At 40.4% G+C, this 25,930-nt stretch carries 16 protein-coding genes, 22 tRNA genes and 3 rRNA genes; 4 read left to right on the top strand and 37 right to left on the bottom strand.

Going from position 1 to position 25,930, the window contains the following annotated elements; translation table 11 throughout:
• Positions 1 to 63: 63 nt before the first annotated feature.
• The 5 genes from MHH45_RS19555 to glgB all read right to left on the bottom strand — a co-directional run bounded on the left by MHH45_RS19555 (position 64) and on the right by glgB (position 8,321).
• On the bottom strand, positions 64 to 2,472 hold the full coding sequence (locus MHH45_RS19555) for a glycogen/starch/alpha-glucan phosphorylase (protein WP_016133373.1): 2,409 nt from the start codon (positions 2,470 to 2,472) through the stop codon (positions 64 to 66).
• Positions 2,473 to 2,483: 11 nt separating this feature from the next.
• Complete coding sequence (gene glgA, locus MHH45_RS19550; protein ID WP_016116837.1) at positions 2,484 to 3,920, bottom strand: glycogen synthase GlgA; 1,437 nt, start codon at positions 3,918 to 3,920, stop codon at positions 2,484 to 2,486.
• 332 nt (positions 3,921 to 4,252) lie between these two features.
• Positions 4,253 to 5,287 (bottom strand): sugar phosphate nucleotidyltransferase, encoded by a 1,035-nt coding sequence (locus MHH45_RS19545; protein WP_016116838.1) that lies wholly within the window; start codon positions 5,285 to 5,287, stop codon positions 4,253 to 4,255.
• Between the two features lie 18 nt (positions 5,288 to 5,305).
• Positions 5,306 to 6,436: a glucose-1-phosphate adenylyltransferase gene (locus tag MHH45_RS19540; protein WP_016116839.1), complete on the bottom strand. Its 1,131-nt coding sequence runs from the start codon at positions 6,434 to 6,436 to the stop codon at positions 5,306 to 5,308.
• Positions 6,384 to 8,321, bottom strand: coding sequence for a 1,4-alpha-glucan branching protein GlgB (gene glgB / locus MHH45_RS19535; RefSeq protein WP_016116840.1), 1,938 nt, complete (start codon positions 8,319 to 8,321; stop codon positions 6,384 to 6,386). Before glgB ends, MHH45_RS19540 begins: the two co-directional genes overlap by 53 nt.
• A gap of 538 nt (positions 8,322 to 8,859) precedes the next feature.
• Here glgB and MHH45_RS28105 point away from each other — a divergent pair.
• Positions 8,860 to 9,060, top strand: coding sequence for a TasA family protein (locus MHH45_RS28105; protein ID WP_139350079.1), 201 nt, complete (start codon positions 8,860 to 8,862; stop codon positions 9,058 to 9,060).
• Here the strand turns inward: MHH45_RS28105 and MHH45_RS19530 are convergent.
• The 29 genes from MHH45_RS19530 to MHH45_RS19390 all read right to left on the bottom strand — a co-directional run bounded on the left by MHH45_RS19530 (position 9,044) and on the right by MHH45_RS19390 (position 19,987).
• Positions 9,044 to 9,475: a GNAT family N-acetyltransferase gene (locus MHH45_RS19530; RefSeq protein WP_016116841.1), complete on the bottom strand. Its 432-nt coding sequence runs from the start codon at positions 9,473 to 9,475 to the stop codon at positions 9,044 to 9,046. The genes MHH45_RS28105 and MHH45_RS19530 overlap by 17 nt on opposite strands.
• Before the next feature lie 274 nt (positions 9,476 to 9,749).
• Positions 9,750 to 10,694: an L-lactate dehydrogenase gene (locus tag MHH45_RS19525; RefSeq protein WP_016116842.1), complete on the bottom strand. Its 945-nt coding sequence runs from the start codon at positions 10,692 to 10,694 to the stop codon at positions 9,750 to 9,752.
• A 465-nt stretch (positions 10,695 to 11,159) separates the two neighbouring features.
• Positions 11,160 to 11,603 carry a carboxymuconolactone decarboxylase family protein gene (locus MHH45_RS19520; RefSeq protein ID WP_016116843.1) on the bottom strand — a complete coding sequence of 148 codons (444 nt, stop codon included), beginning with the start codon at positions 11,601 to 11,603 and terminating at the stop codon, positions 11,160 to 11,162.
• A gap of 247 nt (positions 11,604 to 11,850) precedes the next feature.
• Entirely contained in the window at positions 11,851 to 12,723 is an 873-nt protein-coding gene (locus MHH45_RS19515) for an RNA polymerase sigma-70 factor (protein ID WP_016116844.1), read from the bottom strand.
• 464 nt (positions 12,724 to 13,187) lie between these two features.
• Positions 13,188 to 13,259, bottom strand: a tRNA-Glu gene (locus MHH45_RS19510).
• Positions 13,260 to 13,265: 6 nt separating this feature from the next.
• Positions 13,266 to 13,356: transfer RNA gene (locus tag MHH45_RS19505), tRNA-Ser, on the bottom strand.
• Positions 13,357 to 13,364: 8 nt separating this feature from the next.
• Positions 13,365 to 13,439, bottom strand: a tRNA-Asn gene (locus MHH45_RS19500).
• A gap of 4 nt (positions 13,440 to 13,443) precedes the next feature.
• A tRNA-Ile gene (locus tag MHH45_RS19495) sits at positions 13,444 to 13,520 on the bottom strand.
• A 10-nt stretch (positions 13,521 to 13,530) separates the two neighbouring features.
• Positions 13,531 to 13,601: transfer RNA gene (locus MHH45_RS19490), tRNA-Gly, on the bottom strand.
• 12 nt (positions 13,602 to 13,613) lie between these two features.
• Positions 13,614 to 13,689, bottom strand: a tRNA-Lys gene (locus MHH45_RS19485).
• 10 nt (positions 13,690 to 13,699) lie between these two features.
• Positions 13,700 to 13,775, bottom strand: a tRNA-Thr gene (locus MHH45_RS19480).
• Between the two features lie 14 nt (positions 13,776 to 13,789).
• Positions 13,790 to 13,865 (bottom strand) — tRNA-Phe (locus tag MHH45_RS19475).
• 11 nt (positions 13,866 to 13,876) lie between these two features.
• Positions 13,877 to 13,952: transfer RNA gene (locus MHH45_RS19470), tRNA-Asp, on the bottom strand.
• Between the two features lie 2 nt (positions 13,953 to 13,954).
• A tRNA-Met gene (locus tag MHH45_RS19465) sits at positions 13,955 to 14,031 on the bottom strand.
• A 26-nt stretch (positions 14,032 to 14,057) separates the two neighbouring features.
• Positions 14,058 to 14,150 (bottom strand) — tRNA-Ser (locus MHH45_RS19460).
• Positions 14,151 to 14,167: 17 nt separating this feature from the next.
• Positions 14,168 to 14,244 (bottom strand) — tRNA-Ile (locus MHH45_RS19455).
• Between the two features lie 4 nt (positions 14,245 to 14,248).
• Positions 14,249 to 14,325: transfer RNA gene (locus MHH45_RS19450), tRNA-Met, on the bottom strand.
• 16 nt (positions 14,326 to 14,341) lie between these two features.
• Positions 14,342 to 14,414, bottom strand: a tRNA-Ala gene (locus MHH45_RS19445).
• Between the two features lie 14 nt (positions 14,415 to 14,428).
• Positions 14,429 to 14,502: transfer RNA gene (locus MHH45_RS19440), tRNA-Pro, on the bottom strand.
• A gap of 10 nt (positions 14,503 to 14,512) precedes the next feature.
• Positions 14,513 to 14,586: transfer RNA gene (locus tag MHH45_RS19435), tRNA-Arg, on the bottom strand.
• A 3-nt stretch (positions 14,587 to 14,589) separates the two neighbouring features.
• A tRNA-Leu gene (locus MHH45_RS19430) sits at positions 14,590 to 14,678 on the bottom strand.
• Between the two features lie 16 nt (positions 14,679 to 14,694).
• Positions 14,695 to 14,769: transfer RNA gene (locus MHH45_RS19425), tRNA-Gly, on the bottom strand.
• Positions 14,770 to 14,798: 29 nt separating this feature from the next.
• A tRNA-Leu gene (locus MHH45_RS19420) sits at positions 14,799 to 14,879 on the bottom strand.
• Positions 14,880 to 14,903: 24 nt separating this feature from the next.
• A tRNA-His gene (locus tag MHH45_RS19415) sits at positions 14,904 to 14,979 on the bottom strand.
• A 9-nt stretch (positions 14,980 to 14,988) separates the two neighbouring features.
• Positions 14,989 to 15,064 (bottom strand) — tRNA-Thr (locus MHH45_RS19410).
• Positions 15,065 to 15,070: 6 nt separating this feature from the next.
• Positions 15,071 to 15,146 (bottom strand) — tRNA-Val (locus tag MHH45_RS19405).
• A 4-nt stretch (positions 15,147 to 15,150) separates the two neighbouring features.
• Positions 15,151 to 15,266: ribosomal RNA gene (gene rrf / locus MHH45_RS19400) — 5S ribosomal RNA — on the bottom strand.
• Between the two features lie 102 nt (positions 15,267 to 15,368).
• Positions 15,369 to 18,290, bottom strand: a 23S ribosomal RNA gene (locus MHH45_RS19395).
• Positions 18,291 to 18,435: 145 nt separating this feature from the next.
• Positions 18,436 to 19,987: ribosomal RNA gene (locus MHH45_RS19390) — 16S ribosomal RNA — on the bottom strand.
• The 16S, 23S and 5S rRNA genes sit together here with 22 tRNA genes alongside, the layout of an rRNA operon.
• An 809-nt stretch (positions 19,988 to 20,796) precedes the next feature.
• Here MHH45_RS19390 and MHH45_RS19385 point away from each other — a divergent pair.
• Together MHH45_RS19385 and MHH45_RS19380 are read left to right on the top strand one after the other, a co-directional pair.
• Positions 20,797 to 21,477, top strand: coding sequence for an MgtC/SapB family protein (locus tag MHH45_RS19385; RefSeq protein ID WP_003201638.1), 681 nt, complete (start codon positions 20,797 to 20,799; stop codon positions 21,475 to 21,477).
• 104 nt (positions 21,478 to 21,581) lie between these two features.
• Positions 21,582 to 22,577 (top strand): potassium channel family protein, encoded by a 996-nt coding sequence (locus MHH45_RS19380; protein ID WP_016112316.1) that lies wholly within the window; start codon positions 21,582 to 21,584, stop codon positions 22,575 to 22,577.
• On the opposite strand, the gene MHH45_RS19375 is transcribed toward MHH45_RS19380, so the two are convergent.
• Positions 22,567 to 22,977, bottom strand: a complete 411-nt coding sequence (locus MHH45_RS19375) for a YugN-like family protein (protein ID WP_016112317.1) — start codon at positions 22,975 to 22,977, stop codon at positions 22,567 to 22,569. The genes MHH45_RS19380 and MHH45_RS19375 overlap by 11 nt on opposite strands.
• Positions 22,978 to 23,279: 302 nt before the next feature.
• Positions 23,280 to 24,632 carry a glucose-6-phosphate isomerase gene (locus tag MHH45_RS19370; protein ID WP_016132143.1) on the bottom strand — a complete coding sequence of 451 codons (1,353 nt, stop codon included), beginning with the start codon at positions 24,630 to 24,632 and terminating at the stop codon, positions 23,280 to 23,282.
• A 356-nt stretch (positions 24,633 to 24,988) separates the two neighbouring features.
• On the opposite strand from MHH45_RS19370, the gene MHH45_RS19365 reads away from it, so the two are divergent.
• The gene (locus MHH45_RS19365; protein ID WP_088094264.1) at positions 24,989 to 25,222 is read left to right on the top strand and encodes a DUF378 domain-containing protein; all 234 of its coding nucleotides are present in this window, start codon (positions 24,989 to 24,991) and stop codon (positions 25,220 to 25,222) included.
• 115 nt (positions 25,223 to 25,337) lie between these two features.
• Here MHH45_RS19365 and yugI read toward each other — a convergent pair whose 3' ends face one another.
• Positions 25,338 to 25,682 carry a S1 domain-containing post-transcriptional regulator GSP13 gene (yugI, locus tag MHH45_RS19360; RefSeq protein ID WP_016112319.1) on the bottom strand — a complete coding sequence of 115 codons (345 nt, stop codon included), beginning with the start codon at positions 25,680 to 25,682 and terminating at the stop codon, positions 25,338 to 25,340.
• Between the last annotated feature and the right edge of the window lie 248 nt (positions 25,683 to 25,930).

Below are 25,930 nucleotides of genomic sequence, written 5' to 3'. Positions count from 1 at the left end.
ATATAAAGCGACCAGATCCTCTCCCCCACCTAAAAAGAAAGATTTTTAATTTATATCTTCAACTCACAAAAGCTTAACCCTATCACCAATACCCCAAATCTCATTACTATACTGCAGAATCGTTCGATCACTAGCAAAGTATCCTGATTGTGCAATATTAATGATAGACATTTCTAGCCACTTTCTTCGGTTTTCATATGCTCTTCCTACATCTTCTTGACGCTCTGCATATGGACTAAAATCACGAAGGACAAAGTACTCGTCATTTTGAATAACAAGAGAATCATAAATTGCTTCAAATTCGGCTGCAACATTTGTGAAAAAGCCATTTATTAACTGATCGACTACTTTTTTTATGTGCATATTATGGTGATAGTAATCATTTGCACGATATCCACCATTTTGATAATAATGAAGCACCTCTTCCGCTGTTAGACCAAAGATAAAACAGGCTTCATCTCCTACTTTTTCTCTTATTTCAATATTGGCCCCATCCAGCGTTCCGAGCGTAATTGCACCATTCATCATAAACTTCATATTCCCTGTTCCTGATGCCTCTTTACTTGCTGTAGAGATTTGCTCACTTACATCTGCTGCTGGGAAAATATCTTCAGCTAAAGAAACCCGATAGTTTTCTAGAAAGATAACTTTCATATATTGACTCACATATGGATCTTGATTTACCTTTCTAGCAAGTTCATTTATTAATTTAATAATTTTTTTCGCATAATAATAGCCTGGCGATGCTTTCGCTCCAAAAATAAATGTACGCGGATAAAACGAAAAGCTTGAATCTTCTTTTAAACGATTGTACAAATACAAAATATGTAACACATTTAATAGTTGCCTTTTATAAGCGTGCAATCGTTTTACTTGTACATCAAAAATGGAACTCGGGTCAACGATAATCCCCATCTTGTTTTGAATTTGCTCTGCTAAAATATATTTACGCTCTTGCTTTACATCATGCAACTTGTCTTGAAAAGCAGTGTCATGTTGAAAGCTTTGCATTAATTGCAACTGAATCGGTTGCTTCTTCCATTCCGTTCCAATTGCTTCTGAAATGAGATTTGCAAGCTGCGGGTTCGCCTTCATAAGCCAGCGCCGATGCGCGATTCCATTTGTCTTATTGTTAAATTTCTCCGGATAAAAATCATAAAACAATCGCATTTCACGTTGCTTTAAAATTTCCGTATGAATTTTTGCCACGCCATTTACACTATGGCTTCCGACAATTGCTAAATGTGCCATTTTGACAAGATCATGCGCGATAATTGCCATATCTTCAATCCGCTTCCACTCATACGGATATCGCTCCCACAGTTCATGACAAAAGCGTTCATTGATTTCTTCAATAATCATATAAATCCGTGGTAATAACGGTTTAAAAATATGGATTGGCCACTTCTCAAGTGCTTCTGATAATGTCGTATGATTCGTATAAGAAATTGTCTGAGTCGTAATATCCCACGCTTCTTCCCAAGCAAGCTTTTCTTCATCTAGTAAAATACGCATGAGTTCTGGAATTGCTAAAACGGGATGCGTATCGTTAATGTGAATCGCGATTTTCTCATGTAAATTACGAAGCGTTCCATTTCGCTCTCTATGCATGCGAACAATGTTTTGTAAGCTTGCTGATACAAGGAAATACTGCTGCTTTAAACGTAGTATTTTCCCTTCATCATGCGTATCATCCGGGTATAAAAATTCTGATACCACTTCTGTTTCACGTTTATATTTCAAAATATCTTTACAATTTTGTGGAAAAGGAACCGGCTCTGCATTCCAAAGGCGAAGTGTATTCACAGTATCCGTTTCATATCCAACAACCGGAACGTCATATGGAACTGCCATAATCACTTCTGCATTCGTATGACGAAATTCGAGGCGACCATTCATTTCTATCGGTTCTACATTTCCAAAGTAGCTCACTTCTACCGCTTGATCGTGTCGTCTTACTTCCCAAACATTTTCATGAAGGAGCCACTGTTCTGGTAATTCTACTTGATATCCATCCACAATTTTTTGATCAAACAAGCCATGCTTATAACGAATACCACATCCGTGCCCTGGAAGATTTAAAGATGCAAGTGAATCGAGAAAACAGGCTGCAAGGCGGCCAAGTCCTCCATTGCCAAGCCCTGCATCCGCTTCACCTTCTTCCAATTCCTTTAATGAAATTCCAAGCTCTGAAAGGCCTTGTTCACATACATCACGGATACCTAGATTTAGTAAGTTACTACCGAGCAAACGACCAAGTAAAAACTCAATAGACAAGTAATACATTTGCTTTTGATTCCCTGTCCGGTACCTTTCATTTGTTGCAATCCAATGCTGATTCATATACTCACGTACCATACGACCAAGTGTATTATACTGGTCACGACTGGTAGAATCTTTGAAACTTTTTCCACACATCGTTTCTAGTTTTTCTAAAAAGGCTACTTTAAAGCTTTCAACATGAGTAAACATTTTTTCACCACCTAAGAGTGTTTCAGCAAACTTTTATATAGTTCCTTATATTCAAGAGCTGACTTTTTCCAGCTATAATCCTCTGTCATCGCTTGTTTTACAAGCTGATTCCATACTGGTTGATTATGATAATACTTCAGTGCACGACGAACCGTATGTAACATGTCATGAGCGTTAAAATTTCTAAAGCTGAAGCCATTTCCATTCTCTGTTTTCTCATTATAAGACTGAACTGTATCGTTCAATCCTCCCGTCTCTCTTACAATTGGGATCACACCATATGCCAGTGCAATGAGCTGTCCGAGTCCGCATGGTTCAAATAATGATGGCATTAAAAATAAATCGCTCCCTGCATATACTTGATGCGCTAGCTCTTCATTAAACCCGATATACACTTTCACTTTTTCTGGATACTCATATGCCATCCATTCGAAAAACTGCTCATATTCAGAATCCCCTGATCCTAAAATGATACATTGTACATCGTCTTCCATCATTTCATGAAAGACAGTACGTACTAAATCAAGGCCTTTTTGCTTTGTTAATCGCGTTACCATCGAAATAATTGGCGTATCTTCTTTTTCCGACAAACCAAAATAGCGCTGTAATGCACGTTTGTTTTCTTGTTTTTCATACAATGATTCTGCATCATACTGCGTGGTAATAAATGAGTCCGTTTTCGGATTATATACGCTCGTATCAATACCATTTATAATCCCGCTCAACTTATCATTATATTTCCGTAACAAACCATCTAATTTTTCACCAAAAAATTCATATTGGATCTCTTCTTTATACGTCGGGCTAACCGCTGTAATGCGATCTGAAGCGATGATGCCGCCTTTCATAAAGTTAACGTTCCCATAAAATTCAAGCTGTTCACTATCAAAATATTCATCACCAAGTTCCAGTAAATCATGCATAACTTCACGAGGAAACACACCCTGGAACTGCAAATTATGAATCGTATAAACAGTTTTAATATGCTCATACAATGGATGATCCCCATACTTTTCACGCAGTAAAAAATTCGCCATCGCTGTATGCCAATCGTGACTGTGAAGGATGTCCACTTCAAAATCTAGGTGCGGCATACACTCTAACACCGCCTTAGAAAAGAAAGAAAAACGTTCTCCATCATCATAATGTCCATAAAGAGAATCCCTTTTAAAATAATATTCATTGTCGATTAAATAATACGTAATCCCGCCTTGCTCCCCTTTTAAAATCCCGCAATATTGATTTCGCCAGCCGAGCTGCACATTGATTACCTTATGAAGCGTACATGCTTCTCGCAAGTGCTTGGGAATAAGGCTGTAGTTTGGTAGGATAATACGGACGTTTACTCCTAATTTTTTCAATTCTTTTGGAAGTGCACCCGCCACATCTGCTAAGCCACCTGATTTAATAAACGGTACGCATTCTGATACTGCAAATAAAATATTCACGTGTTGTTCCACTGTCTGAAAAGCGTGTACACCATGATCCGCCCTTCTTACAGCTTCCTCCCTTCGGATTTTAAATTCATATCATGATGAGCCAGTGAATCCCTATTGGATAGAATTTCACTGGCTATATATATCCATTTTGATTTTTCGACATATAAGTCGCTGCTACGAAGAACAAAAGATGATTGCTACTTGTTTTCTCTCTTTGTTTTCACTTGGCCTAGGGCAGGAAAAGGATCTGACCGCCTCTATGCATGGGCGGATGCTCTCTTCCACCTTAAAAAGAATGTTTTTATCAGTTTTCCAATTTGTACTTAACTTACATAGAGCTTTTAAGAATAACTAGTAATATTTTGACTTTGAACACTGCTCTTTTCCAGAACGTATGGATTATCAGGCGTTCCTGTTAAAACCACACCATCCTCAATTTTAACATCCTTATCAATAATAACGCCGTCTAATATACAGTTATCTCCAATTTGGCTCTTTTGCATAATAATGCTATTTCGAATAACCGAACCTTTCCCAACCTTAACAGAACGAAATACAACACTATTCTCAACTTTTCCTGCAATAACACTGCCGTTTGCAATCATTGTGTTTTGCACCTGCGCTCCTTTTATATAACGTGTTGGTGGTTCATCCTTTACTTTTGTAAAAATCGGAGCCTCTTTCGTAAACAACTGCTTCCAAATAGAAGGCTGCAAAATTTCTAAACTATGTTTATAATAATTTTCAATCGAATCGATTACTGCTACATACCCTGTATGCTCATATGTAGTAATGTACAGCGACTCTCCTCGTTTCTCTTTGACTACATCAAACAAACTATAGTGTTCCATGTCTTTATATATTTCAAATAAATCTAATAATAACTGTTTCTTAAGCACATAAGTTTGTAGCGATACGCCTTCATGGCATACTTCTGTAACATCTGCGCCCGTATGTATATGTCTTTCTAATACCTTTTGGAAATTTAATGCTGTAACAAGATGACTATTTGTAATAACAACATACTCTTGTCTGCTGCGCAGAAAATAGTCCATATGTCTTCTAAAATGAGCGAAGGAACCAAACTCATCTTGATCACATTGGCAATTCGGAGGAAATAAAAATAAGCCGTCGCGTTTTCTATCTAAATCCCATTGTTTTCCTGATCCGAGATGATCCATCAAGGAACGATTTTTATGACTCGTAAAAATCGCTACACTATGAATATGGGAATTAACCATATTCGAAAGCATAAAATCAATGAGACGATAACGTCCTCCAAATGGTAGTGCTGCCAGCGAACGGTGCCCTGTTACTTTCTTTAAGGACGGAAAACTCCCTGTTGCATTAATAATTCCTAACATTGATTCTCCCATTCATCTTATCCTCCTTCTCTATTTCCCCTCAGCTATTAGTACAACATCATCGATATTTTTTTCTGGACGAATAATTGTCCCATCTTCAATGACCATACCCGATCCGACAATCGCTCTTTCGATGACAACATTTTTACCGATGCATGCATCTGGCATAATTACCGAATCGATTACCATACTCCCTTCTCCAACCGTTACTCCTTGGAATAAAACAGAGTGTTTTACATCCCCTTCAACAACGCACCCTTCATTAATTAATGATTCTTCTACCTTTGCCCCTTCAGCAATATACTGCGGCGGCTCATTTGGATTCACCGAATAAATGCGCCAGCTATGATCGTTTAACTGTAAGGACGATTCTTCTCGAAGCAAGTCCATATTTGCTTCCCATAAACTTTTTACAGTTCCAACATCTTTCCAATACCCTTCAAATGGGTAAGCAATGAGCTTTTTCTCTTCGTCTAATAAAAGCGGGATGACATCTTTTCCAAAATCATTACTAGATTCTGGATTTCTTGCATCCATCTCTAAATATTCTTTTAAAATAGCCCAATTAAAGATATAAATTCCCATCGAAGCAAGATTGCTTTTTGGAAATTGTGGTTTTTCCTCAAATTCAACAATTTCCATATCCTCATTCGTATTCATAATGCCGAATCGACTTGCCTCATCCCAAGGTACTTCAATAACTGAAATCGAAACATCTGCTTCTTTTTCAATATGGTAATCTAACATTTTACTGTAATCCATTTTATAAATATGATCTCCTGACAAAATCAGAACATATTCCGGATCGTACTGATGCAAATAGTTTAAGTTTTGATAAATAGCACTCGCTGTTCCTGTATACCATTTCACTCCTGAAGATTCCGAGTACGGAGGCAATACGGTCACGCCGCCATTCACACGATCTAAATCCCAAGCATTACCGATTCCAGTATAACTATGAAGCTCAAGCGGCTGATACTGCGTTAAAATTCCAACTGTTTCAATACCAGAGTTTGCACAATTACTTAATGTGAAATCAATAATTCGGTACTTACCGCCAAACGGAACAGCTGGCTTTGCTAAATTTTTTGTTAAAGCACTTAAACGACTACCCTTTCCTCCTGCTAGTAACATTGCTACGCACGTCTGCTTTTGAACCATCTTGTTTTTTGCTCCCCTTTCTCGCTTTCACTGGTCTTAAAATGGATACGCCAAATGGTGGAATTGTTATTTCTACATGAGCAGACTGATTATGATACGGCTCTAGAATTGTCTTTAGGCGCTTTTTATTTACCTGCCCTGAGCCTCCATATATTGCTGCGTCACTATTTAAAATCTCGTTATAATACTTGAACTCTGGTACACCTACTTTATAATTTTCATACACAATATTAGTAAAATTACATACCACAACAAAGATATCGTCTTCCTTATCCCCTTTACGAATAAACGAGAAAATACTTTGTTCTTTGTTATCGGCATCAATCCACTGAAATCCTTCCTGCGAATGATCCAACTGCCAAAGTGGTTTAGAGCGCTTATACAATGCTATGAGCTCTTTAAAGTAATCATGCATATAACGATGCATTTCAAAATCATGCAAATTCCAATCTAGATCCTCGAGATCTTTCCATTCGTCAAACTGACCAAATTCCCCACCCATAAAGAGTAATTTCTTTCCAGGATGCGTAAAGAAATACCCGTATAATAAACGCAGTTGTGCAAACTTTTCCCAGTAGTCTCCTGGCATTTTATTTAACAATGATTTTTTTCCGTGAACGACTTCATCGTGAGAGAGCGGTAATATAAAGTTTTCGGAGTAAGCATATAGCAAAGAAAATGTCATTTTCTCATGAATATATTTCCGGTATTCCGGTGCACACTCCATGTATTTTAGAACATCATTCATCCAGCCCATATTCCACTTATAATTAAACCCTAGTCCGCCTTCATACACTGGCGTAGTCACAAGTGGCCAAGCTGTCGAATCTTCTGCGGTCATCAAAAATTCTTCGTCCTCTGCAAATACTGCCTCATTTAACTCACGCAAGAAGGAAACGGCGTATTCATTACTTTGCTGCTTCCCTTCTTTTTCCCAGTACAACATATTCGCAACCGCATCGACACGAAAGCCGTCAATATGGTAATACTTCATCCAAAACAGTGCATTTGAAATTAAAAAATTACGCACTTCCTGTTTTCCTAAATCAAAATTTACTGTGCCCCAAACGTGATTTTCCTGTACATCCAAATCTTTATATTCATAGGTCGGCGCTCCATCAAATAAATACAACCCATGAGCATCTTTACAAAAATGACCCGGGACCCAATCTAAAATGACACCGATTCCATATTTATGACATTCATCGACAAAATACATGAAGTCATGCGGTGTACCAAACCGGCTTGTCACCGCATAATATCCGGTTCCCTGATATCCCCAGGAACGGTCATATGGATGTTCCACAAGCGGCATAATTTCAATGTGGGTAAATTGATGTTCCGCCACATAAGGAATGAGCTCCTCTGCCATCTCTCGATACGAGTACAGAGAGCCATCTTCTTTCTTTTTCCATGAACCAAAATGCAACTCATAAATTGCCATTGCTTCCTTATACATTAATTTTCGTTTCTTCTTTCGAAACCAATTTTTATCATTCCATTTATATCCCTTTATATCAAAAATAACAGATGCCGTATTTGGTCTTACTTCTGCATATGTTGCATAGGGATCTGCTTTTAAAATTGTTTCGCCACCTTTGGTTTCAATCGCATACTTATATATTTCATTTTCCCCCAAATGCGGTATAAACAATGACCAAATACCCTCTTCTGCCATTTTTCGCATCTTATGCCCTTCAATATCCCAATCATTAAAATCGCCAACTACACTCAGAGCTTTCGCATGAGGAGCCCATACTGTAAATCGTACGCCTTGTATTTCATCTTCCGTTACAAGATGCGCGCCAAATATGTTATAGCTCTCATAACACTGCTTTGTATGAAATTCATACACACTCTCTTCTATACAATCTGTTACACTCAATATGTTCACCTCACTAAGATGGCGGAATTTTCATTACTTTTTAAACATTCGATAGGAAACTGAAATATCCTTGTGCATTTTTAAATATATATACGTTTTTTCGCGGAAATTAAAGGTAACACTTTAATTTTTCGTCAAATTTATCGAATTTTGACGAATATTCATTGAAAGCGTTTTATTTTTTGTTCGTTCTTTTTTATTTTTTACAAAAATATACAATGGTAAGAAGTTCTCTATTTTTCTAGTTTCTTTCCTTCTTTATTATTTTGAAACAAATGTTTTCTCATAAAGTGAAACTTTAATCAGCTCTCACCAATTGGGTTTTTACGGGCAGTTTATCTCTCACCTAACTTCTTTGTTTCCATTGAATTTTGAGGTGAGAGTATTACTGCCCACGAATAACGGGGTAAAACATTTACTGGAAATCATGCTTTCTAACTATCCCCTCACTTAAATACTATATTTTATCTAATTGTTAGTAAGGCGATATATATTTCACTCTAAACATGGGGGCTTATTATAGCATAGCGCTTCTCCTATTTTAACAACCCTGAAACATCAAAATAACGCATTACAAGCTGGTATAATATATTTATCTAATCCTACTGTTACCGTCAATATGAAAGATTTAAAGCCAGGTAATTCGTTCAAGAAGAACTTCAAAACTGAAAACAAAGAAAAGTACCGATTCTCGGTACTTTTCTTGTTTTTTCATTTCTTATTTACTTGTAAACCATAACTGTTTGTAACGGAGTAAAACCTATCTTTTCATAAATCTCTTGAGCAAAGTTTGTGGAAAATACATTAAGACGTACTTCCTCATATCCATTTCTTTTCAACTCTTCAATTCCAGCCTGAATTAGCTTTTTGGAAATCCCTTTACCTCGAAATTCAGATAAGACGTATACATCGTAAATAAAACCAATTTCCTTTTCTGTAAAATAATCCGTATTTGTCCCTACTAATATCCATCCAGCAATTGAATCATTCTCTTTGTATACAAGATAATACGCCCCTTTTTCAATAAGACCTGTCATCATCTGTATCGCTTTTCCACCGGAAATTGTTCCATGATTTTGAATACCTTCATTAGCAGATAATACTGTATTAGATAGTATGTATGTTGTTTCTTCAGCATTAGCTCTTTCTATCATAACTTTATCCCCCTCATTTTTATTACGCTCTCATGAAATAATTCTTTAAGCTCGCTATAAACTCTCCATTTTATGGATTTAATTTCCATACAAAAAAAAAAAAAGCACTCTATACAAAATAGGGTGCTTTTCCTATAAACGACCCTTTTCCAGCAAAAGGGGGTGTATATTTTGGGGATATACAGGGAAACTGGAAAAGGAATTTATATAAAGTTATATAAAAATTCAGAAGCCGGAAGCAATTTCCCGCTTCTGAATTATTTATCAATTATCCTTATAGTACTGGTGCCATTGTTTCTTTTAATACTTTTACAGAGTGAGTAAATTTCGCTTTTTCTTCTTCATTTAACTCAAGCTCCACGATTTCACGTACACCTTCGCGGTTAATGACAGCTGGAACACCTACATAAGCATCTTTCTCGCCGTATTGACCTTCAAGGTATGCAGATACAGTTAGTACACTGTTCTCGTTGTTTAAGATCGCTTTAGTTACACGAAGTAGTGACATACCAATTCCGTAGTAAGTTGCACCTTTACGCTCGATAATATGGTAAGCAGCATCGCGTACATTTTCAAAGATTTTATCTAAATCTTCTTGGTTATACTGTTCGTTGTTCGCTAAGATTGTTTCTAGTTTTTGTACACCTATAGTAGCGTGGCTCCATACTGGAAGTTCAGTGTCACCGTGCTCACCAATGATATATGCATGAACGTTACGTGGATCTACATCTAAATAGTCACCTAACATGTAGCGGAAACGAGCAGAGTCTAAAGTTGTACCAGAACCGATTACGCGTTCCTTTGGTAATCCAGATTCTTTCCAAGTTACATAAGTTAAAATATCAACCGGGTTAGTTGCGATTAGGAAAATACCATCAAATCCGTTATCCATAATGCCGCGAACGATTTGCTTAAAGATTTTTGTATTTTTCTCAACTAAATCTAAACGAGTTTCACCTGGCTTTTGTGGTAATCCAGCAGTGATAACAACTAAATCTGCATCTTTGCAATCTGCATAACTACCGCTCCAAACTTTTGTTGGTGATGGAGAGAATGGTACTGCATGGCTTAAGTCCATTGCTTCCCCTTCTGCTTTAGCCTCATTTACATCCACAAGTACAAATTCTTCAGCTACACCTTGGTTAATCATTGAGTAAGCATAACTACAACCTACAGCTCCTGTTCCTACTAATACTACACGATTGATACCTTTTTTCATGGTAATTTCCCCTCTCTATTGTTCACATTTATTTTTTTTATTATTGTTTAAGTAATTAATTAAAATACTAATTTAATGTTGTTTAACTTCTTTACACTCATATTGTAGCACGATTTATTGTGAATACATTCACAAATTATGACCTATTTGTGAACTTTTTCACAGACAGTGGAAAGTTATGATATTAGGTGTGGAATCAATTTCAATGGAAGCCTTTTCTTTAGATTGTGAAAAGCTTATTTCATTATATTTTATCGTTCGCCTATTAAAGATTAGATCCTACATAATTTGCAATAGCTATATATCCTTCCAATTACAATTTCTTTATACTCAAAAACGAAAAAGCTATCCTTTCAGCAGTATTTCCAGAAAGAATAACTTATTTTTTCGTTTTTGGAACCTCCTTTTTCTTAGCTAGTTGACGGTATGAGGGTGCCTCTACAAAATATTAGTAACATCTCCATCTTATCTTTTTTCCGGCATTAAACGAGTAGATACTCCAATTCGATTCCATGCATTAATAGTAACAATCTGCATAATGATTTCAGCAATTTGCTCTTCTTCAAAGAATTTCCTTACTTCTTCATATACCTCATTAGGAACGTGCGTTTCCGCTACTAGTGTAATTGCCTCTGTCAAAGCAAGCACAGCACGTTCTTCCTGCGTAAAGAATGGTGTTTCACGCCAAGCATTAAGAGCGTAAATACGTTGTTCTGTTTCCCCTAGTTTTCGTGCATCTTTCGTATGAAGATCAATGCAATACGCACATCCATTGATTTGAGAAGCCCGGATTTTAATTAGCTCTTTCAATACTTCATCAATACTTGTAGTCATCAAGTATTTTTCTAAACCTACCATTGCTTTATAACCTTCCGGATTTACCTTTCCCATTAAAAATCTTGTTTCCATTGTATATTCCCTCCATAAAATAAAATTAGTTTGTACTTTGACACCAGGATATTTAACAAGGTCTTTCATGAATTATTTAAAATCACTATCTGCCGTAAAATATTTTAATTCATGACAGAATCCCTAATAAAAAACATACATAGCATCCCTTTTATATCCTGTCACCTATAAGACAAATAAGCTTTTCAATTTGTGACAAAATAAAAAAGAGATCTTAAAAAATAAAGATCTCTTTTTCAATTACATGCTATAGAACTGGAATATGCTTTAATTTATCAGGATTAACTATAATGTAGATTCTTCTAATGGATTCTCCACTTTCATTCCATTCAAAACATATGGCTTTCTCTGCACGGCCTTTATTTCTTGCTAAAATACCAAATTGACCATTTATGATAGTTGGGAGAAGCTCCAATTGAAAGAATCCTCGTGAAACAATAGCCTCCAGAAATATCTGGATACGCTGTTTGCCCAGAATCGGAAATATAGCTGCACGTACTTTACCGCCTCCATCGGTGACAAGTGTTGCATCTACTGTCAGCAAATTAATAAATTCCTCAAAATCCCCTGTTTTTGAACCATGAATAAAGGTATGTATCATTTTTTCTGTATGATCTGATTGTTGTGGATTTACGGGTACTTCGTGCTGTATCTTCTCTTTACAACGACTGTAAATCTTTCGGCAATTTGCCTCTGATTTGTTTAAAATCTCCGCTATTTCACGATAATCGTAACTAAGCGCTTCCCTTAAGACAAATACGGCTCTTTCAACAGGTGTTAAATTCTCTAACAGTACAAGAAATGCATAGGATACTCTTTCGTTTTGAATGATAGTTTCCACAGGATTTAGTTTCGCCGTATCTATTTCCGGCTCGGGAAGCCATTCTCCTGTATACACTTCTCTCTTTTTTCGAGCCGATTGTAGTATATTCAAACAATGATTTGTCGTCATTTTTATTAAATACGCTTTCATATTTCTAATGGATTCTTGGTCCGTATGTTGACCTTTGATAAATATATCCTGAGTAACATCCTCCGCATCACTAACAGAGCCCAGCAGACGGTATGCAACCGAGTAAACTAAAGGTTGATACGTTCGATACAAAGTTTCAAAATCCATATTATCACTCCATTCTATAGCGTGTTTCAATATAAAGTGAAACTTTAATCAGTGGGGGTCTTACTGCGCACGAATAGCGGGATAAAAATATATGATTTGTTATAATTAAAAGATTATCTTTCTGTTACGAAAGGAACGATTCTTAATCTTATGCAAGCTCTTAAATATCACTGACATAATACTATTTGATAGTTTTTATCCATAGGAAGCAATGATTACAACTTGTGTAAATTCTTACATAAAAATTGTACAACAGATAACTTCATCAAAATAGGAATATGAAACAAAAAATATATGTATACTGGGCACACTACACAATAAAAAGGTGAACTTTTGTACCCACCTTTTACATACCCTATTCCCCTTTAAATTATTTTTCTTACCTATCAAAGTCTACTTTAGTTTTAAAAAATCCTTATAACAAATAAAAAAAGAGATAGCAGATTATGCTATCTCTTTTAGTATGACCCGTACGGGATTCGAACCCGTGTTACCGCCGTGAAAGGGCGGTGTCTTAACCGCTTGACCAACGGGCCAATTTCTGGCAGAGAAGAAGGGATTCGAACCCTCGCACCGCGTTAGCGATCTACTCCCTTAGCAGGGGAGCCCCTTGAGCCACTTGGGTACTTCTCTATATAATATGGCTCCGCAGGTAGGACTCGAACCTACGACCGATCGGTTAACAGCCGATAGCTCTACCACTGAGCTACTGCGGAATAATGGTGGGCCTAAATGGACTCGAACCATCGACCTCACGCTTATCAGGCGTGCGCTCTAACCAGCTGAGCTATAGGCCCCAATGGAAAAAGCGGGTGAAGAGAATCGAACTCTCGACCAGAGCTTGGAAGGCTCTTGTTTTACCACTAAACTACACCCGCATGAAACTAAAATGGTGAGCCATGAAGGACTCGAACCTTCGACCCTCTGATTAAAAGTCAGATGCTCTACCAACTGAGCTAATGGCTCATTTTGAAAGTGGTGCCGGCTAGAGGACTTGAACCCCCAACCTACTGATTACAAGTCAGTTGCTCTACCAATTGAGCTAAGCCGGCTTGCTATTTCAAAATGGTGGCTCGGGACGGAATCGAACCGCCGACACGAGGATTTTCAGTCCTCTGCTCTACCGACTGAGCTACCGAGCCTTTATGTAAAATGGCGGTCCCGACCGGGGTCGAACCGGCGATCTCCTGCGTGACAGGCAGGCATGTTAACCACTACACCACGGGACCATTGGTTGCGGGGACAGGATTTGAACCTGCGACCTTCGGGTTATGAGCCCGACGAGCTACCAGACTGCTCCACCCCGCGACGATACAATATTCTTTTTTAAAAAATGGAGGAGGTAGAGGGATTCGAACCCCCGCGCGACTCTCGCCGCCTGTCGGTTTTCAAGACCGATCCCTTCAGCCAGACTTGGGTATACCTCCAGGGAATTTACTTTAAATGGTGGACCTTGTAGGACTCGAACCTACGACCGGACGGTTATGAGCCGTCTGCTCTAACCAGCTGAGCTAAAGGTCCTTTATGGTAGCGGCGGAGGGGATCGAACCCCCGACCTCACGGGTATGAACCGTACGCTCTAGCCAGCTGAGCTACACCGCCATAATAAAGTTATAAGTGGAGCCTAGCGGGATCGAACCGCTGACCTCCTGCGTGCAAGGCAGGCGCTCTCCCAGCTGAGCTAAGGCCCCATGTTTTAAAAATATCGGGAAGACAGGATTTGAACCTGCGACCCCCTGGTCCCAAACCAGGTGCTCTACCAAGCTGAGCCACTTCCCGTTAATAAAAGCGCGCCCGAGAGGACTCGAACCCCTAACCTTTTGATCCGTAGTCAAACGCTCTATCCAATTGAGCTACGGGCGCATATGGTGCCGAGGGCGGGGGTCGAACCCGCACGGTGGTCACCCACCGCAGGATTTTAAGTCCTGTGCGTCTGCCTGTTCCGCCACCCCGGCATGTCATATTGAAAATTGGAGCGGAAGACGGGATTCGAACCCGCGACCCCAACCTTGGCAAGGTTGTATTCTACCACTGAACTACTTCCGCAAGACATGTATGAGATATTTTATTAAAAGTGCGGGTGAAGGGAGTCGAACCCCCACGCCAAAGGCGCCAGATCCTAAGTCTGGTGCGTCTGCCAATTCCGCCACACCCGCATAATATAATTTTTTAAGAAAAAATGGGGCGACTGATGGGAATCGAACCCACGAATGCCGGAGCCACAATCCGGTGCGTTAACCACTTCGCCACAACCGCCATAGTTGCTGGTGCCGGCTAGAGGACTTGAACCCCCAACCTACTGATTACAAGTCAGTTGCTCTACCAATTGAGCTAAGCCGGCAATATATGGTGGAGGATGACGGGATCGAACCGCCGACCCCCTGCTTGTAAGGCAGGTGCTCTCCCAGCTGAGCTAATCCTCCATTTGCCTGGCAACGTCCTACTCTCACAGGGGCAAGGCCCCAACTACCATCGGCGCTAGAGAGCTTAACTTCCGTGTTCGGTATGGGAACGGGTGTGACCTCTCTGCCATCATTACCAGACTATATTCATTTGAGACAAACACTATTATACTTTATTGATTAAAAAAGTCAACACGTTTTTTTATGTTCTCTCAAAACTAGATAACATTTGCTTCATATTATATGGTTAAGTCCTCGATCTATTAGTATTCGTCAGCTCCACATGTCACCATGCTTCCACCTCGAACCTATCAACCTGATCATCTTTCAGGGATCTTACTAGCTTACGCTATGGGAAATCTCATCTTGAGGGGGGCTTCATGCTTAGATGCTTTCAGCACTTATCCCTTCCGCACATAGCTACCCAGCTATGCCCTTGGCAGAACAACTGGTACACCAGCGGTGCGTCCATCCCGGTCCTCTCGTACTAAGGACAGCTCCTCTCAAATTTCCTACGCCCACGACGGATAGGGACCGAACTGTCTCACGACGTTCTGAACCCAGCTCGCGTACCGCTTTAATGGGCGAACAGCCCAACCCTTGGGACCGACTACAGCCCCAGGATGCGATGAGCCGACATCGAGGTGCCAAACCTCCCCGTCGATGTGGACTCTTGGGGGAGATAAGCCTGTTATCCCCGGGGTAGCTTTTATCCGTTGAGCGATGGCCCTTCCATGCGGAACCACCGGATCACTAAGCCCGACTTTCGTCCCTGCTCGACTTGTAGGTCTCGCAGTCAAGCTCCCTTATGCCTTTGCACTCTACGAATGATTTCCAACCATTCTGAGGGAACCTTTGGGCGCCTCCGTTACACTTTAGGAGGCGACCGCCCCAGTCAAACTGCCCACCTGACACTGTCTCCCGGGTCGATAAGACCCGTAGGTTAGAATTTCAATACAGTCAGGGCGGTATCCCACCAGCGCCTCCACCGAAGCTAGCGCTCCGGCTTCAAAGGCTCCCGCCTATCCTGTACAAACTGTACCAAAATTCAATATCAGGCTACAGTAAAGCTCCACGGGGTCTTTCCGTCCTGTCGCGGGTAACCTGCATCTTCACAGGTACTATAATTTCACCGAGTCTCTGGTTGAGACAGTGCCCAAATCGTTACACCTTTCGTGCGGGTCGGAACTTACCCGACAAGGAATTTCGCTACCTTAGGACCGTTATAGTTACGGCCGCCGTTTACTGGGGCTTCAGTTCAGAGCTTCGCTTACGCTAACCCCTCTCCTTAACCTTCCAGCACCGGGCAGGTGTCAGCCCCTATACTTCGCCTTACGGCTTCGCAGAGACCTGTGTTTTTGCTAAACAGTCGCTTGGGCCTATTCACTGCGGCTTTCCGTTAAGAAAGCACCCCTTCTCCCGAAGTTACGGGGTCATTTTGCCGAGTTCCTTAACCAGAGTTCTCTCGCACACCTTAGGATTCTCTCCTCGCCTACCTGTGTCGGTTTGCGGTACAGGCACCTTTTATCTCGCTAGAAGCTTTTCTTGGCAGCGGGGAATCAAAGACTTCGCTCCATAAGGAGCTTCCCCATCACAGCTCAGCCTTCACGATAAGCGGATTTGCCTACTTATCAGCCTAACTGCTTGGACGTGCACAACCAATCGCACGCTTCTTCTATCCTTCTGCGTCCCTCCATTGCTCAAACGATAAAGAGGTGGTACAGGAATATCAACCTGTTGTCCATCGCCTACGCCTGTCGGCCTCGGCTTAGGTCCTGACTAACCCTGAGCGGACGAGCCTTCCTCAGGAAACCTTAGGCATTCGGTGGACGGGATTCTCACCCGTCTTTCGCTACTCATACCGGCATTCTCACTTCTAAGCGCTCCACCAGTCCTTACGGTCTGACTTCACTGCCCTTAGAACGCTCCCCTACCACTGATACCATAGGTATCAATTCGCAGCTTCGGTGGTGTATTTAGCCCCGGTACATTTTCGGCGCAGAGTCACTCGACTAGTGAGCTATTACGCACTCTTTAAATGGTGGCTGCTTCTAAGCCAACATCCTAGTTGTCTAAGCAACTCCACATCCTTTTCCACTTAATACACACTTTGGGACCTTAGCTGGCGATCTGGGCTGTTTCCCTCTTGACTACGGATCTTATCACTCGCAGTCTGACTCCTAAGGATAAGTCATTGGCATTCGGAGTTTGACTGAATTCGGTAATCCGATGAGGACCCCTAGTTCAATCAGTGCTCTACCTCCAAGACTCTTACACTTAAGGCTAGCCCTAAAGCTATTTCGGGGAGAACCAGCTATCTCCAGGTTCGATTGGAATTTCTCCGCTACCCACACCTCATCCCCGCACTTTTCAACGTGCGTGGGTTCGGGCCTCCATTCAGTGTTACCTGAACTTCACCCTGGACATGGGTAGATCACCTGGTTTCGGGTCTACGACCACGTACTAAACGCCCTATTCAGACTCGCTTTCGCTACGGCTCCGCCTCTTCAGCTTAACCTCGCACGGGATCGTAACTCGCCGGTTCATTCTACAAAAGGCACGCCATCACCCATTAACGGGCTCTGACTATTTGTAGGCACACGGTTTCAGGATCTCTTTCACTCCCCTTCCGGGGTGCTTTTCACCTTTCCCTCACGGTACTGGTTCACTATCGATCACTAGGTAGTATTTAGCCTTGGGAGATGGTCCTCCCAGATTCCGACGGAATTTCACGTGTTCCGCCGTACTCAGGATACATTCAAGAGAGAACGAAGTTTCGACTACGGGGTTGTTACCCTCTGTGACGAGCCTTTCCAGGCTGCTTCGTCTACCTCGTTCCTTTGTAACTCCGTATAGAATGTCCTACAACCCCAAGAGGCAAGCCTCTTGGTTTGGGCTAGATTCCGTTTCGCTCGCCGCTACTCAGGAAATCGCATTTGCTTTCTCTTCCTCCAGGTACTTAGATGTTTCAGTTCCCTGGGTCTGTCTTCCATACCCTATGTATTCAGGTAAGGATACCATACCATTACGTATGGTGGGTTTCCCCATTCGGAAATCTTCGGATCAAAGCTTACTTACAGCTCCCCGAAGCATATCGGCGTTAGTCCCGTCCTTCATCGACTCCTAGTGTCAAGGCATCCACCGTGCGCCCTTTCTAACTTAACCAAACTAAAATTAAAAAATATGAGCTACACTGTTATCTAGTTTTCAAAGAACATACATTTATTTCTGAGAGATAGTTCTCTCAAAACTGAACAAAACGAAACACGGAAACTTATATTGATGAACAGCGTTCATCAATTCTCCATAGAAAGGAGGTGATCCAGCCGCACCTTCCGATACGGCTACCTTGTTACGACTTCACCCCAATCATCTGTCCCACCTTAGGCGGCTGGCTCCAAAAAGGTTACCCCACCGACTTCGGGTGTTACAAACTCTCGTGGTGTGACGGGCGGTGTGTACAAGGCCCGGGAACGTATTCACCGCGGCATGCTGATCCGCGATTACTAGCGATTCCAGCTTCATGTAGGCGAGTTGCAGCCTACAATCCGAACTGAGAACGGTTTTATGAGATTAGCTCCACCTCGCGGTCTTGCAGCTCTTTGTACCGTCCATTGTAGCACGTGTGTAGCCCAGGTCATAAGGGGCATGATGATTTGACGTCATCCCCACCTTCCTCCGGTTTGTCACCGGCAGTCACCTTAGAGTGCCCAACTTAATGATGGCAACTAAGATCAAGGGTTGCGCTCGTTGCGGGACTTAACCCAACATCTCACGACACGAGCTGACGACAACCATGCACCACCTGTCACTCTGCCCCCGAAGGGGAAGCCCTATCTCTAGGGTTGTCAGAGGATGTCAAGACCTGGTAAGGTTCTTCGCGTTGCTTCGAATTAAACCACATGCTCCACCGCTTGTGCGGGCCCCCGTCAATTCCTTTGAGTTTCAGCCTTGCGGCCGTACTCCCCAGGCGGAGTGCTTAATGCGTTAACTTCAGCACTAAAGGGCGGAAACCCTCTAACACTTAGCACTCATCGTTTACGGCGTGGACTACCAGGGTATCTAATCCTGTTTGCTCCCCACGCTTTCGCGCCTCAGTGTCAGTTACAGACCAGAAAGTCGCCTTCGCCACTGGTGTTCCTCCATATCTCTACGCATTTCACCGCTACACATGGAATTCCACTTTCCTCTTCTGCACTCAAGTCTCCCAGTTTCCAATGACCCTCCACGGTTGAGCCGTGGGCTTTCACATCAGACTTAAGAAACCACCTGCGCGCGCTTTACGCCCAATAATTCCGGATAACGCTTGCCACCTACGTATTACCGCGGCTGCTGGCACGTAGTTAGCCGTGGCTTTCTGGTTAGGTACCGTCAAGGTGCCAGCTTATTCAACTAGCACTTGTTCTTCCCTAACAACAGAGTTTTACGACCCGAAAGCCTTCATCACTCACGCGGCGTTGCTCCGTCAGACTTTCGTCCATTGCGGAAGATTCCCTACTGCTGCCTCCCGTAGGAGTCTGGGCCGTGTCTCAGTCCCAGTGTGGCCGATCACCCTCTCAGGTCGGCTACGCATCGTTGCCTTGGTGAGCCGTTACCTCACCAACTAGCTAATGCGACGCGGGTCCATCCATAAGTGACAGCCGAAGCCGCCTTTGAATTTCGCACCATGCGGTGCAAAATGTTATCCGGTATTAGCCCCGGTTTCCCGGAGTTATCCCAGTCTTATGGGCAGGTTACCCACGTGTTACTCACCCGTCCGCCGCTAACTTCATAAGAGCAAGCTCTTAATCCATTCGCTCGACTTGCATGTATTAGGCACGCCGCCAGCGTTCATCCTGAGCCAGGATCAAACTCTCCAATAAAGTTAGTTTGTCTAGCATCTAAAATAAAAATTGACGTTTCACGTTGTTTGTTTCGTTCAGTTTTCAAAGAACTTGTTTGCCGCTCATTTGCGACTTCCTTATGTTAACATCTTCATTTTTCGATGTCAACTAAGTTTTTTAATTTCTTTTTTCGCTTTCTGCTGTTTCGCATCAGCGACGGTTATTAATATATCATGTGGAAAAATGAAATGCAACACCCTTTTAAAACTTTTTTATAAAAAATAGCCAAGTTTCTCTATTTACGTCATATAATTAATAATATATATATCCATTTTGATTTTCCAACATATAAATCATTGCTATTACAGAACAAGAAGTGACCTGCATTCGGTTCCTCTCCTTGCTTTCACCTGGCATGGGGTTGGCGCTTCTATGCATGGACGGATTCTCTCTCCCACCTAAAAAAGGTTTGTGTCGGTTTTTCAATTTGTATTTATCCCGCATTAACGGGCAGTAACACCCCCACCTCAAGGTTCAGAGAGAAATGAGGAAGATAGGTGGGGGATCAACTGTCCGTAAAAGCCCGATTGGTTCAACTAATAATCAGTGGGGGATGAAGACCCCCCCCACTGATTAAAGTTTCACTTTATATAGAATATTCTTCTTTACATACAGCTTATCTTCCATCAACACCGTTTTTCTCTACATTTCAGTTCGTCTCAACGCGTTTATAACTTCTTATCCATATTCTTTACAAAGATACAATTCACAACTTTATAAGATGAACTTTCTATTGATAGATTGTCATCACCACTACATCGAACAAACTCACAAGGAGGAATATACATATGGACTATACCGATTTACTAATCAAGTTAGGTCTCTCTGCTATTTTAGGATTTGCTATCGGTTTAGAACGTGAATTAAAAAGAAAACCACTTGGCTTAAAAACGTGCTTAGTCATTTCAATTATTAGCTGTCTCCTCACGATTGTTTCTATTAAATCAGCTTATAACTTACCTCATACAGATCATATCAACATGGACCCCCTTCGCCTTGCAGCTCAAATTGTATCTGGAATTGGTTTTTTAGGTGCCGGTGTTATTTTAAGAAGAGGAAATGACAGTATTGCAGGCTTAACTACCGCCGCTATGATTTGGGGAGCTTCCGGTATTGGAATCGCTGTGGGGGCTGGTTTTTATCTTGAAGCAATTTTCGGCATGTGTTTTCTTATGATTAGCGTCGAACTCATTCCATTAACAATGAAAGTTTTAGGTCCTAGGTCACTCCGGCAACGAGATATCGCTGTCAAACTTGTTGTAAGCAATATGAACAATATCCCTATTGTTATTGAAGAAATAAAAGCAATGGACATAAAAGTAAAAAACATGAAACTCAAAACATTAGAAAATGGTTCACACTTTTTACAACTAAAATTGTCTGTCGATCAAAAAAGACATACAGCTGACGTCTATTATGCGCTGCAACATTTAGAAAGTGTACAGCAAACGGAAGTTGAAAGTATGTAGTATTCCTTATGAACTACTGAAAAGACTCTCTTACAAAACAGAGAGTTTTTCTTTTTTTCATAATGGTAACAATGTAGCTATACAAAATGAGGAGGAATATAAGTTTGAAATCACGAGCTAACCTAGTAGATGTATTTCGCGACTCCATTATTTTCCGCTTAATTAGCTTCATTGTTGTACTTATTACTGTTTTTGGTTTTCTAATATATAAATTAGAACCCACTTACTTTTCTACATGGTTTGATGGAATCTGGTGGGCACTTGTTACAACCTTTACTGTCGGTTACGGTGATTACGTTCCGCATACACCTGTAGGAAAACTTACAGGCATGATTCTCATTTTATTAGGCACAGGTTTCTGCTCCTATTATATGGTATTATTCGCTACCGAAATGATTAGTAAGCAATATATGAAAATTAAAGGCGAAGAAGCTGCTTCTTGTCACGGTCATATGATTATTGTCGGCTGGAATGAGCGCGCAAAACAAGTCGTGAGCCAAATGCATGTGTTACAACCAGACCTTGATATCGTACTCATCGACGAAACCCTTCCGTTGCTTCCAAAACCTTTCCATCACTTAGAGTTTATTAAAGGATGTCCACACCATGATCAAACTTTATTAAAAGCAAATATTAAAACAGCCCATACGATTTTAATAACGGCAGATAAAGAAAAAAATGAAAGCTTAGCTGACACACAATCAATTTTAAACATTTTAACTGCTAAAGGACTGAATCCAAATATTCACTGTATCGCTGAACTACTCACTTCTGAACAAGTTCAAAATGCAACTAGAGCGGGAGCGACAGAAATTATAGAAGGAAATAAATTAACAAGCTACGTCTTTACTGCATCTCTTTTATTCCCTTCTATTTCAGGTGTATTATTTACACTTTATAATGAAATCTCGGAAAGTAAATTGCAGCTGATGACTGTTCCTACATCTTATAGCGGAAAAACTTTCGAGGCTTGCAGTAGCCTCCTTTTAAAACAAGGCATCCTACTGCTAGGTGTGCAGCGGAATGAACAATATCACATCAATCCCATTCATTCCTTCGTTACTATTGAAAGCGACGTATTTATCGTAATTAAACATTAATGAGATGCTTTTCCAACTCTTTTACTAATGCCTTTCCAATATCAATATATTTTCTTTTTATATTCCCATCTGCATCTTGTGGCTCTGCAAATTGATCTAACCCACTTGCTCCAGCTGCTAATGTATTTACCTGATCATCCAGTTCGTCTTGGTATACATGTGAAAGAAGATACGGTGTATCAAGGCGAACAACTACTCCCGGTACATCCAGCTCTCCTTCAACTGCTGTAAATGGTACTCTTAAAAATTGATACCCATCTTCCTCATCTATTTTATAATCGAAGCATCCTTTCTCGTAATCCCAATTGCCGCCGATACTATAACCAAGCGGTTTTAATACTTCTTCTAATTTAAAAAGGGCATATGTATGGCCTTCTAAATTTGATTGAATTGGAATCAAGCTATTCATCCTTCCTAGACTTTTTCCTTAGCATGCCCGATTCATATTTGTTCTAATATCGATATATCGGCGATTCGACACAACTTATCGTCTATTCAGCAACATTCGACAAGTCTCATCCCAATCTTTCCAATAAAAAAAGCTATCGGGACTATCCCGATAGCTTTTTCCGCTTTTCTTTGTTCAGCTACATACAGCGGCTAGAACCTCCGGTCATTTCACTCTCTCGGTCGAAGTAAAAAACACTTCTTCGTCGAGAACTCCAATGCCCTGCGGTTCTGAGCAAGCCGCTTCCGCTTTTCTTACTTCAAACGTTCTTCTAATTCTGCTTTTAATTCTTCGAATCCTGGTTTTCCAAGAAGAGCAAACATGTTTTTCTTGTATGCTTCTACACCTGGTTGGTCAAATGGATTTACGCCTAATAGGTAACCGCTCATCGCACATGCCTTTTCGAAGAAGTATACAAGGTAACCGAATGTGTATTCATTTAATTCTGGAATGTTTACGATTAAGTTTGGTACCCCGCCATCACTATGAGCTAGTAATGTACCTTCGTATGCTTTTGTGTTTACGAAGTCTACTGTTTCACCAGCAAGGTAGTTCAGACCATCTAAATCGCTCTCATCTAATTCAATTTTTAGTTCATGTGTAGATTTTCCTACTTTAAGAACTGTTTCAAATAAGTCACGACGTCCTTCTTGAATGTATTGACCTAATGAATGTAAATCAGTAGAGAAGTTTGCTGAAGATGGGAAAATTCCTTTTTGATCTTTCCCTTCACTTTCGCCAAATAGTTGTTTCCACCACTCAGCAAAATATTGAAGTGCTGGCTCATAGTTAACAAGCATTTCAATCGTTTTTCCTTTATTATATAGAGCATTACGTACAACTGCATATTGGTAAGCAGGGTTTTCTTCCAGCTCAGATTTCGCAAAGTCATTATGTCCGGCAGCTGCACCTTGCATCATCTCTTCAATATTTAAACCACTCACTGCAATTGGTAATAAACCAACTGGTGTTAATACAGAGAAACGACCGCCAACATCATCTGGAATTACGAATGTTTCGTATCCTTCTTCGTCAGCTAATGTTTTTAAAGCACCACGCGCTTTATCAGTTGTTGCATAAATACGTCTACGCGCTTCTTCTTTTCCATATTTCTCTTCTAATAATTTACGGAAAACACGGAATGCAATTGCAGGTTCTGTTGTTGTACCTGATTTGGAAATAACGTTAATGGAGAAATCTTTACCTTCTAATACATCCATTAAATCTTTCATATAAGTGGAGCTAATGTTTTGTCCAACAAATAGCACTTGTGGAGTTTTGCGTTGTTCTTTAGAAAGCGTGTTGTAGAAAGAATGGTTTAACATTTCAATTGCTGCACGTGCTCCTAAGTAAGAACCACCAATACCTATAACAAGTAAAATGTCAGAGTCATTTTTAATTTTCTCTGCACTCTTTTGAATGCGAGCAAATTCTTCTTTGTCATATTGAAGCGGAAGCTCTACCCACCCAAGGAAATCGTTCCCAGCTCCAGTTTTTTCATGGATTGCATGGTGTGATACTTTTACTGCATCACGTAAATAAGTTAGTTCTTGTTCACTGATGAACGATAACGCTTTAGAATAATCGAACGTCACATGTGTGCTCATCTTTTTCCCTCCAATTATGTATATGTATTTCTGTATTCACTTTAGCGAAACTGGGATTGTAAATCAAGCAATTGGAGAATTGTAAACGTAACCAATATGTATTTTTTAGAAAAAGTTCATTTTTTGCATAAAAATCCGCATTTTAAAGTATAGATGTATATACATCATATGATGAATATTTTTTTGTGTATAAAAACAACAAAGGAGAGTCATTCTATAACAGAGTTAAGTTGTATAAGGTGCACTTCCATTTTCGGATTTCGCTTTATACCCACCAACCTCATATAGGTGGATTCTTACTACTCACGAAAACTAAAGGCTTGCTTATGCTTCAAATTTAAGGAGGATTACTCAAGATGAGTACTTTACAACGTATTGCTTTAGTATTCACTGTAATTGGTGCCGTCAACTGGGGACTAATTGGATTCTTTCAATTTGATTTAGTAGCAGCTATCTTCAGTGGGCAAAGTTCAGCACTTGCACGAATCATTTACGGTATCGTTGGTATTTCTGGGCTGATTAACCTTGGCTTATTATTTAAACCATCCGAAAATCTCGGAACACACCCAGAAACACGCGAAGTTCGATAATAAGGCACGGACTTCGTACTTCCCATCCGACATACGAATATGATTGCATGCAATCATATTTGCTAATATATATCATAATAAAATAAAAGAGAATCGCTAAATTAGCGATTCTCTTTTATTTTATTAACTGTGATTCTTCAATCCACTCTGTTAACTTCTCACGAAGCGTATTGAATCCTTTATCAGATGGATTTGGTACGATAATTCTTCCTTGCTTACGCTTTGCTGCTTTTAACGATAAACTCATTTTTCTGTGTTCTTCATCAATTGAAAGTACCTTTACTTCTACTATATCTCCAACCTTTAAAAAATCATGAATATCTTTTACATACCCATTTGTAATTTCAGATATATGCACAAGTCCTTGTGTTTCTTGATCCAATGCTACAAATGCACCGTAATCTTGAATTCCAGTTACTTTCCCTTTTACAACCACTCCTGTTGTGTATTGTTCTGACATATGAAACACTCCCATACGTTTACCAGTTTCCCTGCTATTTGCAGGTTGCAGTAAAAGTACCCACCTCAACATTTAAACGCATGTATACGCAAAGTGAGTAACTGCTCATAAATATCCAATTGGTGAAGACTCATTCTCAAGCGGAAAGAAATATCCCACTTGAGAAAAACTTCACTCTATATTAGTAAATTATACCACCAGCTCCCATTTCATTCAAAATTCATGAAAAAGTTTCCTTTAGTAAGTAT

It is taken from the genome of Bacillus sp. FSL K6-0042 (assembly GCF_038006685.1).
Lineage (GTDB): Bacteria > Bacillota > Bacilli > Bacillales > Bacillaceae_G > Bacillus_A > Bacillus_A pseudomycoides.
This window is presented reverse-complemented; position numbering and strand designations above follow the sequence as displayed.

Excerpts from the sequence above, each read along its gene's own strand:
- MHH45_RS19540 (WP_016116839.1), bottom strand. The coding sequence starts at position 6,436 with ATGGTTCAAAAGCAGACGTGCGTAGCAATGTTACTAGCAGGAGGAAAG.
- MHH45_RS19365 (WP_088094264.1), top strand. The coding sequence starts at position 24,989 with ATGAGTACTTTACAACGTATTGCTTTAGTATTCACTGTAATTGGTGCC.
- MHH45_RS19545 (WP_016116838.1), bottom strand. The coding sequence starts at position 5,287 with ATGGGAGAATCAATGTTAGGAATTATTAATGCAACAGGGAGTTTTCCG.
- MHH45_RS19530 (WP_016116841.1), bottom strand. The coding sequence starts at position 9,475 with ATGATAGAAAGAGCTAATGCTGAAGAAACAACATACATACTATCTAAT.
- MHH45_RS19385 (WP_003201638.1), top strand. The coding sequence starts at position 20,797 with ATGGACTATACCGATTTACTAATCAAGTTAGGTCTCTCTGCTATTTTA.
- MHH45_RS19515 (WP_016116844.1), bottom strand. The coding sequence starts at position 12,723 with ATGGATTTTGAAACTTTGTATCGAACGTATCAACCTTTAGTTTACTCG.
- MHH45_RS19525 (WP_016116842.1), bottom strand. The coding sequence starts at position 10,694 with ATGAAAAAAGGTATCAATCGTGTAGTATTAGTAGGAACAGGAGCTGTA.
- MHH45_RS19520 (WP_016116843.1), bottom strand. The coding sequence starts at position 11,603 with ATGGAAACAAGATTTTTAATGGGAAAGGTAAATCCGGAAGGTTATAAA.
- MHH45_RS19370 (WP_016132143.1), bottom strand. The coding sequence starts at position 24,632 with ATGAGCACACATGTGACGTTCGATTATTCTAAAGCGTTATCGTTCATC.
- MHH45_RS19555 (WP_016133373.1), bottom strand. The coding sequence starts at position 2,472 with ATGTTTACTCATGTTGAAAGCTTTAAAGTAGCCTTTTTAGAAAAACTA.
- yugI (WP_016112319.1), bottom strand. The coding sequence starts at position 25,682 with ATGTCAGAACAATACACAACAGGAGTGGTTGTAAAAGGGAAAGTAACT.